The organism is Hyphomonas sp. (genome assembly GCF_046313975.1).
GTDB lineage: Bacteria > Pseudomonadota > Alphaproteobacteria > Caulobacterales > Hyphomonadaceae > Hyphomonas.
The window spans coordinates 1-13,649 of the sequence record NZ_JBKBXB010000023.1 but is presented as its reverse complement, the minus strand read 5'-3'; the positions used below and the strand labels follow the sequence as shown (position 1 = coordinate 13,649).

Annotated in this window: 12 protein-coding genes; 9 read left to right on the top strand and 3 right to left on the bottom strand. The window is 63.4% G+C overall.

All coding sequences use genetic code 11. The annotated features are described in order from the left end of the window. The first annotated feature begins 32 nt into the window (after positions 1-32). The 4 genes from mgtE to ACK4TE_RS09700 all read left to right on the top strand — a co-directional run bounded on the left by mgtE (position 33) and on the right by ACK4TE_RS09700 (position 4,316). A complete protein-coding gene (mgtE, locus tag ACK4TE_RS09715) occupies positions 33-1,409 on the top strand; it encodes a magnesium transporter (protein WP_409911308.1) in 1,377 nt (458 codons plus the stop codon). 121 nt (positions 1,410-1,530) lie between these two features. Then, a complete protein-coding gene (locus tag ACK4TE_RS09710; RefSeq protein ID WP_409911307.1) occupies positions 1,531-2,739 on the top strand; it encodes a lysozyme in 1,209 nt (402 codons plus the stop codon). Positions 2,740-2,778: 39 nt separating this feature from the next. Further along, positions 2,779-3,951, top strand: coding sequence for an isovaleryl-CoA dehydrogenase (locus tag ACK4TE_RS09705; RefSeq protein ID WP_409911306.1), 1,173 nt, complete (start codon positions 2,779-2,781; stop codon positions 3,949-3,951). A gap of 2 nt (positions 3,952-3,953) precedes the next feature. Next, positions 3,954-4,316 (top strand): DUF4180 domain-containing protein, encoded by a 363-nt coding sequence (locus ACK4TE_RS09700; protein ID WP_409911305.1) that lies wholly within the window; start codon positions 3,954-3,956, stop codon positions 4,314-4,316. Here the strand turns inward: ACK4TE_RS09700 and ACK4TE_RS09695 are convergent. Together ACK4TE_RS09695 and ACK4TE_RS09690 are read right to left on the bottom strand one after the other, a co-directional pair. Next, positions 4,313-6,280: an ATP-binding protein gene (locus ACK4TE_RS09695; protein WP_409911304.1), complete on the bottom strand. Its 1,968-nt coding sequence runs from the start codon at positions 6,278-6,280 to the stop codon at positions 4,313-4,315. The genes ACK4TE_RS09700 and ACK4TE_RS09695 overlap by 4 nt on opposite strands. Positions 6,281-6,369: 89 nt before the next feature. Continuing rightward, positions 6,370-8,136, bottom strand: a complete 1,767-nt coding sequence (locus tag ACK4TE_RS09690) for a patatin-like phospholipase family protein (protein ID WP_409911303.1) — start codon at positions 8,134-8,136, stop codon at positions 6,370-6,372. Positions 8,137-8,270: 134 nt separating this feature from the next. On the opposite strand from ACK4TE_RS09690, the gene ACK4TE_RS09685 reads away from it, so the two are divergent. The 4 genes from ACK4TE_RS09685 to ACK4TE_RS09670 all read left to right on the top strand — a co-directional run bounded on the left by ACK4TE_RS09685 (position 8,271) and on the right by ACK4TE_RS09670 (position 12,347). Further along, on the top strand, positions 8,271-9,878 hold the full coding sequence (locus ACK4TE_RS09685) for a carboxyl transferase domain-containing protein (RefSeq protein WP_409911302.1): 1,608 nt from the start codon (positions 8,271-8,273) through the stop codon (positions 9,876-9,878). A 200-nt stretch (positions 9,879-10,078) separates the two neighbouring features. Continuing rightward, on the top strand, positions 10,079-10,357 hold the full coding sequence (locus ACK4TE_RS09680) for an EF-hand domain-containing protein (protein WP_409911301.1): 279 nt from the start codon (positions 10,079-10,081) through the stop codon (positions 10,355-10,357). 137 nt (positions 10,358-10,494) lie between these two features. Next, positions 10,495-11,535, top strand: a complete 1,041-nt coding sequence (locus tag ACK4TE_RS09675) for an acyltransferase family protein (RefSeq protein ID WP_409911300.1) — start codon at positions 10,495-10,497, stop codon at positions 11,533-11,535. Between the two features lie 11 nt (positions 11,536-11,546). Beyond that, positions 11,547-12,347, top strand: coding sequence for an enoyl-CoA hydratase-related protein (locus ACK4TE_RS09670; RefSeq protein WP_409911299.1), 801 nt, complete (start codon positions 11,547-11,549; stop codon positions 12,345-12,347). 8 nt (positions 12,348-12,355) lie between these two features. Here ACK4TE_RS09670 and ACK4TE_RS09665 read toward each other — a convergent pair whose 3' ends face one another. Continuing rightward, the gene (locus tag ACK4TE_RS09665) at positions 12,356-12,685 is read right to left on the bottom strand and encodes a hypothetical protein (protein ID WP_409911298.1); all 330 of its coding nucleotides are present in this window, start codon (positions 12,683-12,685) and stop codon (positions 12,356-12,358) included. A 132-nt stretch (positions 12,686-12,817) separates the two neighbouring features. On the opposite strand from ACK4TE_RS09665, the gene ACK4TE_RS09660 reads away from it, so the two are divergent. Further along, on the top strand, positions 12,818-13,649 hold an 832-nt coding region (locus ACK4TE_RS09660; RefSeq protein ID WP_409911297.1), incomplete at its 3' end, for a DUF817 domain-containing protein.

Below are 13,649 nucleotides of genomic sequence, written 5' to 3'. Positions count from 1 at the left end.
GGGGCCGTGCAACCCCGGCATGAGAGGCGCCGATGACTGATACCAGCGCGCCTACGCCTTCAGATCAGGGAAAGATCGATCCGGTCTTCCTGCGCGACCTTGCCGATGCTGTCGACGAGCGCGATGTCCGCTGGCTGTCGCGCACGCTGAAGCGGCTTCACCCGGCGGACGCTGCTGATGCGCTGGAAGCCCTGCAATACGACACGTTCGAAGAGGCGGTGGAACTGCTCGGCGGCGAGCTGCCGCCGGAAATCCTGATCGAACTGCGCGACTCCTACCGAGAGGGCGCCGTCGACATGCTGCCTGACCAGGCAGTTGCGCAGGCCCTCGACGAACTCGACTCGGACGATGCAACCACCATCCTTGAAGACCTCGAGGAAGACCGCCGGGAGCGAATCCTGGAGGACCTCGCCCCGGTGGACCGGGCCGAACTCGAACGCAGCCTTGCCTATGAAGAGGAAACAGCCGGCCGTCTGATGCAGACGGAGTATGTGGCGGTGCCGGAATTCTGGACCGTCGGGCAAACGATCGATCACACACGCGGGCGCGGGGAAGATCTGCCGGAAGTGTTTTACGAAGTCTATGTCGTTGACCCCGCCTACCGCCTGCTCGGGTCGGTGCCCCTTGCGGCCCTGATGCGTTATTCGCGCGAGACGCCGCTGGAAGACATTCTGCATGAACCCACAACAACCCTGCGGCCCTCGACGGATCAGGAAGAGGTCGCCTTCCAGTTCCAGAAATACTCGCTTGCCTCCGCTCCTGTGACAGATGATGCAGGCCGCCTGATCGGCATGATTACGGTCGATGATATGGTCGACGTCATGCAGGAAGAACATAGCGAAGACCTGCTCGCTCTGTCGAACGTGTCGTCTGCAGATGCATCCGATACCGTGATCGAGACGGTCAAGGCCCGCTTCCCCTGGCTCGCGATCAACCTCTTCACCGCCTTCATCGCTTCAGCGATCATCTCTGTTTTCGAAGGCGCCATCGAACAGATTGTTGCGCTGGCGATCCTTATGCCTGTGGTCGCGGCTCTGGGCGGAAATGCGGGCAGTCAGGGGCTCGCCGTCGCGGTGCGCGCGATTGCTTCGCGCCAGTTGGACGGCTCAGCGGGCCGCCGCGCGATCCTGCGGGAGCTGTATGCCGCTTGCATCAACGGCCTTCTGATCGGCGGCGGGGTCGGCCTGATCGCCCTGTTCTGGTTCGGGGATACCCGCCTCGGTCTGGTTATCGCGGTTGCCATGTTCGGAACATTCCTGTGGGCAGGCCTTTCCGGTATCCTGGTGCCTCTGGGCCTGAAAAAGCTGGGTGCAGACCCCGCCGTTGCGTCCTCGGTTTTTGTGCTCACTCTGACCGATGTCATGGCCTTCTTCAGTTTCCTTGGCCTTGCCACACTGGTCCTCTTGTAAACTGGCGGTTTTTCGGCCGAATCTCCCGTTTCAGGCGAATGGGCGCGCGTTTTGCAGGACGCACCTGTAGGCATTTGGCCGGTTGTACCAGAACGGGAGCAAGGGGATTTTGGCCCGTCCCATGCGCACATCAGCAAGCGGGCTCGAGCTCATCCGGAGCTTCGAGGGTTTCCGGTCGGGCGCATCGCGTCTGGCGGACGGTCGCTGGCTGATCGGCTATGGTCATACTGCCACCGCACGCCCCGGCCTGCAGATATCCCAGCGCGATGCCGTCCTGATCCTGATCCATCACGACCTGCCACCGATCGAGCAGCAGATCGCCGAACTGGTGCTGAGCCCGCTCAGCCAGAATGAATTCGACGCGCTCGTCTCGTTTGCCTTCAATATCGGTGCAGATGCCTTTGCCGGTTCGGATGTGATCCCCGCCCTGAATGCCGGCGACCGCGCCAGCGCGGCAGACGCCATGTGGGCCTGGCGGCTCGCCAACATCTCAGGCGAGTTGCGCGTGGTCGATGCCCTGGCGCGCCGCCGCGCCGCCGAGATTGCGCTGTTCCTCGAACACCCGAGCGGCCGCGCCGCCATTCCCGGTGCGCTGATCCGTCCGCTGGTGCAACGCGGCAATGATGATGAGGAGCTGGCCGCAGGGTCGCGCTCTGTGGTCATCTCGCCTCGCCCCGAGAAGGACGTATCGCATCCGGCCGAGTCCTCCACGCAGGCCGCTGCCCGCGCCGTCAGCGAGCGCATTGCCCGCCTGCTGGGTGAGGCGCCGGCGCAACTCGTTTCGCCGCCTCTGCCGCCGCCCGTTCCCGGCGATGGACCGACGCCGGAAGAGATTACCGATGCGCTCAAGGCGCTGGTCGGCGACGAACCTGCCACGCCGCCGCTGCCGCCCGCCACACCTCCGGTCCGCCAGAAAGGCCCGCCGGAAGGCATCGAGCGGCGCCGCATTCCGCGCCCCCCTGCGGACACCGCCGCCGCGCCCGAAGACCCGTCCGGCCTGCCTCCGCTGCCACCGGCCGAAGCAGTCATCGTGGACGACCTCGAGATTATCCAGATTGACCCGCGAGACCTTGACCGCGCTATCAAGGAAAACGGCGACCGCGACACAGCCACGCTCCGCAACCTCGGCGCCTGGATGCCCTACGCGCTGCTCTCTGGCCTCGGCTTTGTCGGCTTTGTCGCGGGCATCCAGCGTTTCCTCGCCCATACCTCCCAGCCCGTCCTGCGGACGAGCGATGCCTATGCCGGCCCCATCCTCGCACTGGGCGGCGGCTTCCTGTTTGTGATCTCGACTTACTACCTTTTCCGCGCGCTCACCCGGCAGGACTGAATCGGTGACAGCGGCGCACGCCCTTGCTAGGGAGAGCGCATGCTGACGAACACATATCCCACTCTGAACTTCGATCTCGGTGAAACTGCGGACATGATCCGCGAAACCGTGAAAAACTTTGCCCAGGCGGAGATCGCGCCCCGCGCTGCCGAAATCGACCGCACGGACAAGTTCCCGCGCGACCTATTGCCGAAAATGGGCGAACTCGGACTTCTCGGAATCACCGTGGAAGAGGAATGGGGCGGCACCGGCCTCGGCTATCTCGAACATGTCGTGGCAATGGAGGAAATCTCCCGCGCCTCCGCCTCGGTCGGCCTCTCCTACGGCGCGCACTCGAACCTCTGCGTCAACCAGCTTCGCCGCTGGGGCAATGACGACCAGAAGGCCCGCTACCTGCCGAAACTGATCTCCGGTGAACACCTCGGCTCCCTCGCGATGAGCGAGAGCGGGGCAGGGTCCGATGTCGTCTCGATGAAGCTGCGCGCTGACAAGAAGGGCGACCGGTACGTCCTCAACGGCACCAAGATGTGGATCACCAATGCTCCGGATGCGGACACTCTGGTCGTCTACGCCAAGACCGATCCGCAGGGCGCGTCCAAAGGCATCACCGCCTTCCTGATCGAGCGCGGATTCAAGGGTTTCTCCGTCGCCCAGAAGCTCGACAAGCTTGGCATGCGCGGCTCGGAAACCGGCGAGCTCGTGTTCGAGGATTGCGAAGTTCCGGCAGAAAATGTGATGGGCCCGGTCGGCGGCGGTGTCCGTATCCTGATGAGCGGTCTCGACTATGAGCGGGCCGTGCTCTCGGCTGGGCCGACCGGCATCATGCAGGCCTGCCTCGATGTCGTGATCCCTTACATCCACGACCGCAAGCAGTTCGGTCAGCCCATCGGCGAGTTCCAGCTGGTGCAGGGCAAGCTTGCCGACATGTATGTCCAGATGAACGCCGCCAAAGCCTATGTCTATGCCGTCGCCAAGGCCTGCGACCGCGGAGAGACGACCCGCAAGGACGCGGCCGGCGCTATTCTGTATGCGGCAGAAACGGCCACCAAACTCGCCCTAGACGCCATCCAGCTCCTCGGCGGCAACGGCTATATCAATGAATACCCGACAGGCCGTCTCCTGCGCGATGCCAAGCTCTATGAGATCGGCGCCGGCACCAGCGAAATCCGCCGCTGGCTCATTGGCCGTGAGCTGTTCGGAGAGACGGCCTGACGATGACCGCCCGGCTGGAGGAGATCGGGCATCGCCGCGTGCTCTTCTTTCCGGAAGACGGCGCGCCACTCGCAGTGCCCGGCGATGCCAACGATTTTCTGTCGGAAACCTGGGCCCTGAAGGCGACGGCCGCCGTGATGCCGGTTTCGCGGCTGGCGCCTGAATTCCTGCAACTCAGGACACGCCTTGCCGGAGAAGTGATCCAGAAGTTCGTGAACTATCAGGTGCTGCTCGTCATTCTCGGCGACATTTCCGAGGCCGCAGGGGAAAGCGGCGCGCTGCGGGATTTCATCTACGAGTCAAACAGGGGCAAGGCTGTCTGGTTCCTCGAAAGTGAGGCAGCGCTGCGCGAGAAGCTCCGCTAGGCGCTCACCCGCCAGGTCGTGGAATCGTCGGCAACGCTCAGGATCTGCGAGATCGCGGAGATCAGCGACCGCTCTTCGATCGGCTTGGAGACATAGCCGTCAAAGCCCTTGCTGAGGAACCGCTCGCGGTCGCCATGCATCGAATCTGCGGTCAGCGCGATGACCGGCGTCAGGCGGTTGATGCTGCCCGAATTGCGCAGCCGGCGGAACGCCTCTGCGCCATCAAGGCCCGGCATATGAATATCCATCAGTACAATGTCGAACTTGTCGCGCGACATCACTTCGAGGGCATCATTCCCGTCACAGGCCTCGGAGATCTCGATGCCATGATGCTCGAGGAATGAGCGGGCAACGCGGCGGTTGATGCCATTATCGTCCACCACCAGCGCGTGGCAGCCTGTGAGGCCCGCGCGGGCCTTGCGTTGCGGTATCTGCGCGATGCCTTCGTCGCCTGCCAGAACGACCGGCTCTGCCGACTGTGCCCGGAATGTCAGTGTAAAGACAGACCCGCGGCCCGGCTCGCTTGCGGCCGTAACGTCGCCATCCATGATCCGCGCCAGTTTGCGTGTGATCGACAGCCCAAGCCCTGTGCCGCCGAAGCGGCGCGTCGTGGAGCCATCTTCCTGCGCGAAAGATTCGAACACGCGCTCGATCTTGTCCGGCGCGATGCCGACCCCGGTATCGGAAACATGCACGGTGATCATGTGATCGCCATTCTCTAGCGGCGCACTGCTCACCACGATCATCACTTCGCCCTGCGTGGTGAACTTGATCGCGTTGGAGACAAGGTTGCCGATACACTGGCGCACGCGCACCGGGTCAAAGATCATGCGCGAGGGCAGGCTCGGGTGGATGAACAGCTGGAAGCCGATGCCCTTTTCCCGCGCCGCAGCTTCGTGCAGCTTGAACACGCCGCTCAGCTTGTGCCGCAGGTCGCCCGCCACGGGCGAGACATCCATGCGTCCGGCTTCGATCTTGGACAGATCGAGAATGTCGTTCAGCAGAACCATCAGCGTCTTGCCAGAATCGAGGATGACGCCGACCTGTTCGGCCTGGCCTTCGCTGAGATTGCTGTGCGCCAGCACTTGAGCCATGCCGAGCACGCCGTTCAGCGGCGTGCGGATTTCATGGCTCATGTTGGCAAGGAATTCCGACTTGAGGCGCGTCGCCTGCTCGGCGCGGTTCAGCGCATCGCGCAGCTCGTGGGCCTTGCGTCGCTCTTCGCGCACATCGCGCAAAACGGTGATGAACAGCATGTCCCCCGTGCCGCCATACCGCGTGCTCGACGTCGAGAACTGGACGCGGATCCGGTCGCCGTTTTTCGAAACAGCTTCGGCATCCTTCTCCACACGGATCTCTTCGCCGCGCTCGATTTCCTGGATGGTCTGCTTTCCAAAAGCGCGCACCGCGTCCAGTGTCTGAACACCAAACAGGATGCCGATATTCTTGCCGATCACTTCTTCTGCCGTATAGCCGAGCAGGTCGGTGATTGCCTTGTTCACATACAGGACATTGCTCGACACGTCCGACAGGATGATGCCGTGCAGCGCGTGGTCGCAGGCAGCGCGCGCAAGCTCGAACCGGTGGCGGGCTTCATCGCGTTCGGCGGCGAGATCCGTAACCTCATGCGAGCAGGACAGCGCCCCGCGCGGGGTTGGCACGATCATCGTCTTCATGACCTTGCCGAGCATGCGGGCTGCGCGGCCTTCACCAGTCACGAACGTGCGGGGCTCGCCGGTGCGAATCACTTCCATCACATGGCGGACCATTTCGGAGTCGCGATACTTTGCATCGAACTCGAAGATCCGCATGCCGACGACACTGCCGCCATTCGGCAGGATCGACTCATTCATCAGCTGGTTGGCATCGATCCATTCGAGGTCGATGATCTCGCCCTGTTCATCGCGAACCGGCGCCGTCTCGCAAACGACGATCGGCAGCAGGTCGAGTTGACTTGCGCCCATGATATAGCCCTCAACACGTTCAGCCGTCTTTGAGGGTTAACTTGTCGCAACATGCTTAACGTACTGTTGATTTTACAACAGGTTAGGGATCATGCGGGGCAGCACATGACCGGGATTTCGCTGCTCTCGAGAGCCGCTTTCGCGGCGAGGTAGCCAGCGTCTACGGCGGCATCATACGCCGTCCAGTCCCGAAGCTCGATTCCCGGCAAATCCGGCAGCACCATCAGGTCCGCGAGATTCCGCCCGGAAGTCGGGTCGTTGCGGATAGTTGCGGAGCGCATCAGCAGGCCGGCAATCGGCGGCGGCGACGAGAATCCGTGCCGGGCCACCCACTGCCAGAAGTTGAGCGGCCGGGCGAATTCCTCACGGTTGAGCCCCTCCGGCTGGCCGGAAACGTCCGATCCGACCACAAAGCCCTGATGTAGCTCCCGCATGATCTCCACGGGGAAATTGTTGAGAACGGCGCCGTCGACGAGAATGTCATCACCCTCCACCACCGGCGGCAGGATGCCGGGCAGGGAAATCGTCGCCCGCAGCGCGCTGCGCAGCAGGCCGGAGCGGTGCACATGCGTCCGTCCGGTCGTTAGGTTGGTGGACAGGGCATAGAAGGGCAGCTTCAGGTCGCCGATATCGACGTCGCCGAAATGCTCTTCCAGCCGCGCATTCACGCGGCGGCCTTTCACCATGCCCACCACGGGCAGCGTATAGTCACCCAGGGGGTTGGACTCGACAAACGCTTTGCGGATCCGCCGGTCGATTTCGGCATCGTCCCAGCCCATTGCCACGCAGGCCGCAACCACTGCGCCCATAGACGCCCCGCCAACAAAATCCAGCGGCACACCGCGTTCGCGGATCGCCCGGATCACGCCGATATGGCTATACGCCCGTGCGCCGCCGCCAGACAGGACCAATCCGACAGACCGGCCCGCCATCGTCCGTGCAAGGCGCATGGCGTCGATGGCATTGTCGCCGTTCCAGTGGAAAAGGCGGTGCGCGCCGGCGGCGGCTTTCCACTCGTCCGGACGCGCAGCTCGGCGCTCCGTACCCGGATGGATCAGCACTACGTCTACCAGTTTCAGGCGCTGCGCCGGAGAGGTTTCCTCGGGCATCAACGGTACGGATGGGCGCGCATCACCGCGCGCCAGAACCCAGATACGGTCTGCCTGGCGCGTCGCCAGCCGGAACCAGTTCGTATCGCCGATCGCGGCGATCAGGATCACCGTGTCATTGTTCTGTTCAAGTTCGTCGAAGAAGGCGGCCGGGCGTTCATCGCCCTGCACCTCGTCAACAATCGCCACCTTCTGCCCGAACTTCATCAGCGAGTCGCGCAGCATCTTTGCGCGAACGCGAAGGTCAATCGTCGGGGAGGTCGCCAGCAGCGTGTACACTTTCGGCACCGAGGCCGCGTTGCGCTGGCCCGTGCGGCCGAGCCGGGTCAGGATTATGCGGATCATCCCTTCCAGCAGTTCAGGCTCTGAGCGGACAAGCCGGCCCCATCCCGCGCGCGACAGACCGATCACTTCGGAATCGCGCAGCGCATAGACAGAGCCCGTATGCGGTGCATTCTCCAGCACGCCGTCGCCCGCCGTTTCAGCGCCGCCGAGGAACAGGGCCATCTCGCCCACCGGCTCGCCGGGGCGGATATGGCCCACGAATTCGCCCGCCGCATTGAAGGCGCCCAGCGTGCCGGACATGACGAAGAAGATCGAATCGGCTGGCTCGCCCGCCAGGAAAAGAGGTTGGCCTGCCGGCAGGGAGAACCAGCGCGCCTCCCGCTCCGCCGAGCGCATGGCGCGCTGCGAGACGTCCTTCAGCAGGGGTATGGTTTTCAGGTGGGAGGTAAAATCAGGCCGCATGCCACGGACTTTGCGTGTTTCGGGAGAAGATTTGAAGGCGAGCATGCACCATGCTTAACACAAAAGAGTTACCGAACGGGTGACAGTCCGGGGCGCCGCCGCTAATCCTCGGCGAAAGTGTTAAAGGAGGGCGTATGCCTGTTCTGAAATCGGCCCTGGACGTGACCTCGGCGAAGTTCGCGGCCAACCGGCAGGCCATGTCCGCCCTTGTCTCCGACCTTCGCGCCCGCACCGCCGAAGCCGCCCTCGGCGGCCCGGAGGATAGCCGCAAGCGCCATACCGAGCGCGGCAAGCTGCTCCCCCGCGAGCGGGTCGAGCAGCTGGTCGACCCCGGCAGCGCCTTCCTCGAAATCGGCGCCCTCGCTGCCAACGGCATGTATGACGGCGAAGCTCCCGGCGCCGGCCTCATCACCGGCGTTGGCCGCGTCGAGGGCGGGGAATGCCTAATCGTCTGCAATGACGCGACCGTGAAAGGCGGGGCATATTTCCCCATCACCGTGAAGAAACACCTGCGCGCCCAGGAAGTGGCGATGGAAAACCATCTGCCCTGCATCTACCTTGTGGACAGCGGCGGCGCGAACCTGCCTCACCAGTCCGAAGTCTTCCCCGACCGCGAACATTTCGGCCGCATCTTCTACAACCAGGCCCAGATGAGCGCGAAGGGCATCCCCCAGATCGCCGCCGTGATGGGCAGCTGCACCGCCGGCGGCGCCTATGTTCCCGCCATGTCCGACGAAACCGTCATCGTTCGCAAGCAAGGCACCATTTTCCTTGGCGGCCCGCCGCTGGTGAAAGCCGCCACCGGCGAAGAGATCAGCGCGGAAGACCTTGGCGGCGCCGATGTCCACGCCCGCCGCTCCGGCGTCGCGGATCATTACGCGGCGCACGATTCCCATGCCCTCGCCATCGTGCGCTCCATCGTCCGTACCCTGTCAAAACCAAAACCCCAGCCTTTCGACCTGACAGACCCCGCCGAGCCTCTCTATGATCCCGCCGAACTCCTCGGGCTTGTCCCACAGGATGTGCGCGAGCCTTATGACGCGCGCGAAGTCATCGCCCGGCTTGTCGATGGTTCGGAGTTTCACGAGTTCAAGAAGCTCTACGGCGAAACCCTCGTCTGCGGCTTTGCGCGCCTCTACGGCATGCCGGTCGCTATTCTCGCCAACAACGGCATCCTTTTCTCGGAAAGCGCCCAGAAAGCCGCCCATTTCATTGAGCTGGCCGACCAGCGCCGCATTCCGCTCGTCTTCCTGCAAAACATCACCGGCTTCATGGTCGGCTCCAAATACGAAGCCGGCGGCATCGCCAAGGACGGCGCCAAGATGGTCACTGCCGTCGCCACCGCCTCGGTTCCTAAATTCACCGTCGTCACCGGCGGCAGTTTCGGGGCCGGCAATTACGGCATGTGCGGGCGCGCCTATTCGCCCCGCTTCCTCTTCATGTGGCCGAACGCGCGCATCTCGGTCATGGGCGGTGAGCAGGCCGCCAGCGTGCTTGCCACGGTCAAGCGCGACGGCATCGAAAGGCGCGGCGGTCAATGGAGCGCCGAAGAAGAGAACGCCTTCAAGCAACCGATCCGCGACCTCTACGAAGCCGAAGGCAATCCTTACTTCTCCACTGCCCGCCTCTGGGACGACGGCATCATCGACCCCGCCGACACACGCCGTGTACTGGGTCTCGCCCTCAGCGCCAGCCTCAATGCTCCGTTCGGCGAGCGCGGCTTTGGCGTATTCAGGATGTGAACCTGCTCATCCTACGTTCATCCGCCTAAGGATAAAAAGATAGGGTGAGGTTCGTATGGCAAAGCTGCCATATTATCGCCGTTTGCGCGCCGTCATGATGTAAAGTCTGTCGTGAACCGATTGTCACGACACATGCCCGCTTCACCGCCTTACATTCCTGGTGTCGCGATAAAGCGCGGCGTAGACCAACGGAGTAAGACATGAAACGCACATCCATCCTTGCAGCCGGCCTGTTCACCGCTGCACTGGCGGCCCATGCGGGTGAAATGCCTGGGCTTCCGTCCTATGACACTGATGGTGACGGACAGATCAGCCAAGCCGAATTCGTCACGGCGAAAGTCGCGACCGGCAAGGTCACCGAGGAAGAAGCCGCTGCGAAATTCGCAGATGCCGACACCAACTATGACGGCTACCTGTCCGAAGCCGAGTACACAGCCGCAGCTGAAGCCTGGAAAGCCGCGAAAGAAGCCGGCCAGTAAGCCGGCTCACGCGCTTTCTCCTGCCGGCCTCCGCACGCGTTGCGGGGGCCGTTTTTGTTTCTGCCGGCTGCACGTTGCGCCGGCGGCGGAACCTGATATCGCCTGTCAGGTAAGTTTCCTGCACAGGCCGCCTCCGCTTGAGTCCGCACAGTTTCGCGCCGAACCGTTTCGACCTGATCCGTCTGCTGCTCGCTGCGGGCGTCTTTGCATACCATGCTGTCGCGCTCACTGGTCTGGATGCGGGCGGCGCCATCGAACTTGCGTTCGCCCGCCTGGCGGAAGTCTCGATTCAGGGGTTCTTCATCGTGTCGGGCGCGCTGGTGGCCAGTTCGTTGGACCGTTCCTCCAGCCTCGGGGACTATGCCGGCAAGCGTTTTCGCCGCCTCTATCCGGCCTACGCGGTCATCATCCTCATTCCCGCGCTCGTTAGCCTCGCCATGACCCACGATTTGCAAGGCGTGCTGCGCTACCTCTCCGCCAATCTCGTCTTCCTCAATTTCATTGAACCAAGCCTGCCGGGCTTGTTTGGGTCCAATCCCTATCCGGAAGTCAATGGCGCGCTCTGGACCCTCAAGATCGAAGTGATGTTCTATATCATCCTTCCGCTTATCCTCCTTGTGCTGAAGGTCCTGCGCGCGCACTGGTGGCTGGCCATCGCCGTGCTGTATGTCGCGGGCACAGTCTGGGCGATGCAGCTGCCTCGAATCGAAGACGCGCATCTCGGCAACGCTCTCAGCCGCCAGTTACCCGGCCAGATGGCCTTCTTCGCAATGGGTATCGCTCTCTGGAAATGCGCTGACCGGCTGCCCCGTCTCTGGGCACCGCTGGGTTTCGCCGGCGCGTTCCTCACGGCAGCCTCGCTGACCCATCCGCTGCTGGAGCCGCTGCGCGCCCTCGGCCTAGCCGGGCTGCTTGCGGGTTTCGCCTTCGCTCCCGGCCCGGTCCTCAACGCCGCCCGTTTCGGCGACGTTTCCTACGGCCTCTACATCAGCCATTTCCCCATCCTGCAGGCCATGCTCGCCGCTGGCCTGCTCCCCACGCTCGGCGCGCCCGCCTTCTTCGCACTTGCGGCAATCCTCGTCCTCGCCGCCAGCTTCGCCTTGTGGCACCTTGTCGAGAAGCCCGCCTTGCGCCCGTCCAGCCACTACCGCAAGGTGGCGACAAGAAACGATCCCTGAGAGGAAACCCTATGCGCGACGCTGACTATGACCTCATCAAGCTGGACGTGACGCGCGCCGGTGTCGCCGTCGTCACGCTCAATCGTCCGGATGTCCATAACGCTTTCAACGCCGAACTGATCGCGGAGCTGACGGACGTCTTCACGATGATCGCCGACCAGCCCGGCATCCGCATGATGATCCTGCGCGGCGAGGGCAAATCCTTCTCCGCCGGGGCGGATCTCGAATGGATGAAGCTCGCCGCGCTGAAAACCCGCGAGGACAACGAGACTGACGCCGAAAATCTTGCCGAGATGCTGCAGCGGCTTTACGAAATGCCGCAGATGACCCTTGCCCTTGTGCAGGGCGCCGCGATGGGCGGCGGCGCAGGTCTGGTCGCGGCCTGCGATGTCGCCATCGCGATGGCCGGCACCCAGTTCCGCTTCTCCGAAGTCCGCCTCGGCCTCACGCCCGCCACCATCAGCCCCTTCGTCATCGAAGCAATCGGCCCCCGCTGGGCCCGCGCGCTGTTTGTGACGGCAGAATCCTTCGATGCCGCATACGCCGAGCGGATCGGCCTCGTGCAGTATGTTGTTCAGTCAGCGGATGAAATGGCCGAGATGGAGGAACACGTTGCGCGCCTCGTCTTCGCTGCCGCGCCCGGCGCTGTGGCCGATTCCAAGAAACTCGTGCGTGATGTCGCCGGCCGCCCGGTCGACAAGGAACTTGGCCGCAAGACCGCAAAGCGCATCGCTGCGCGCCGGTCCTCGGCCGAAGGGAAGGAGGGCGTCGCGGCTTTCCTCGAAAAGCGCTCGCCCGACTGGAAAGCCTGACCCGCGCCCTAATCCAGCGGTGGCAGCGGCAAACCCCAACCTGTCAGGGTCGTGTGCACGGCCTGCACCGGATTTATCCCGGTGAGGCCCTCTATCTGGTTCCTGAATATGTACACCACCAGACCCAGCATGATGACGTAGACGATAAATTGCATCGCCGACTTCAGGATGAAGGCGCCGGCACTGAACGCAATCATGCCGACCGCGCCAAGGATCAGCGCTCCCTGTACCGGCGGCATGCCTTCTGCGATGGCATAGTTGTAGCCGAAATAAGCGCCGAGCCCGCCGCCCACGATACCGGCAATACCGGCCAGTTGAACACCAGAGTTGTAAGCCATCGGACTCCCCCGTCTGCTTCACATTCCTAATGCTTACGCCATCCGGCGGGCCTCACAAAGCCTCAAATTCATCCCCGGCCTGGCGGCCCTTGGCCTTGTTTCAGCCCGGAAATCCCGGCATCCCCGGGCGCCATGACGCCCCAGCTTGAAGCCCGCACCCAGCGCCTGCGCGCCTTCCTCCACGCCGAACGCGAAGCGCTCCGCGCCCGCTGGGTGAAAGGCCCGTGGACCCTCGGCCTGTTCGAATTCGTCAGCTTCGGCATAAAGCAGGCCTGGGCCTGCCTCTTCGGCGGCGCGATGCTCGCCCTGCTGCTGGCCACCTACTTCTTCTACCCGGAAGGCGCCGCGCTCTCCCGTTACGATTTCCTCGTCCTCGCCGCCCTCGCCATTCAGGCCGCCCTGCTGATCAGCGGCCTCGAGACCTGGGAGGAGGCGCGCGTCATCCTCGTCTTCCACATTGTCGGCACCATCATGGAGCTGTTCAAGACCGCCCATGGCAGCTGGATCTACCCGGAAGACAGCTTCCTGCGCATCGGCGCCGTGCCAGTCTTTTCGGGCTTCATGTACGCCGCCGTCGGCTCCTATCTCGCCCGCGTCTGGCGCATCTTCGAGTTCCGGTTCGACCGTTTCCCGCCGCTCTGGCGGCAGGGCCTGCTCGCCGCGGCCATCTATGTGAACTTCTTCGCCCATCATTGGACCGTCGACATCCGCCTCGGCCTCTTCGCCGCCACCGCGCTCATCTACCTGCGCACCATGGTCTGGTTCCGCCCGGACCGCGTTCACCGCCCGATGCCCCTGCTGATCGGCTTTTTCCTCGTGGCAGTCTTCATCTGGTTTGCGGAAAACCTTGGAACATTCGCCCGCGCCTGGGCCTATCCCGGGCAAGAAAATGGCTGGGAAATGGTGTCTTTATCGAAACTCGGATCATGGTATCTGCTGATGATCATCAGTTTCGTCCTGGTCG

Coding starts and splice junctions, on each gene's coding strand:
- mgtE (WP_409911308.1), top strand. CDS start 33: ATGACTGATACCAGCGCGCCTACGCCTTCAGATCAGGGAAAGATCGAT.
- ACK4TE_RS09710 (WP_409911307.1), top strand. CDS start 1,531: ATGCGCACATCAGCAAGCGGGCTCGAGCTCATCCGGAGCTTCGAGGGT.
- ACK4TE_RS09705 (WP_409911306.1), top strand. CDS start 2,779: ATGCTGACGAACACATATCCCACTCTGAACTTCGATCTCGGTGAAACT.
- ACK4TE_RS09700 (WP_409911305.1), top strand. CDS start 3,954: ATGACCGCCCGGCTGGAGGAGATCGGGCATCGCCGCGTGCTCTTCTTT.
- ACK4TE_RS09695 (WP_409911304.1), bottom strand. CDS start 6,280: ATGGGCGCAAGTCAACTCGACCTGCTGCCGATCGTCGTTTGCGAGACG.
- ACK4TE_RS09690 (WP_409911303.1), bottom strand. CDS start 8,136: ATGCGGCCTGATTTTACCTCCCACCTGAAAACCATACCCCTGCTGAAG.
- ACK4TE_RS09685 (WP_409911302.1), top strand. CDS start 8,271: ATGCCTGTTCTGAAATCGGCCCTGGACGTGACCTCGGCGAAGTTCGCG.
- ACK4TE_RS09680 (WP_409911301.1), top strand. CDS start 10,079: ATGAAACGCACATCCATCCTTGCAGCCGGCCTGTTCACCGCTGCACTG.
- ACK4TE_RS09670 (WP_409911299.1), top strand. CDS start 11,547: ATGCGCGACGCTGACTATGACCTCATCAAGCTGGACGTGACGCGCGCC.
- ACK4TE_RS09665 (WP_409911298.1), bottom strand. CDS start 12,685: ATGGCTTACAACTCTGGTGTTCAACTGGCCGGTATTGCCGGTATCGTG.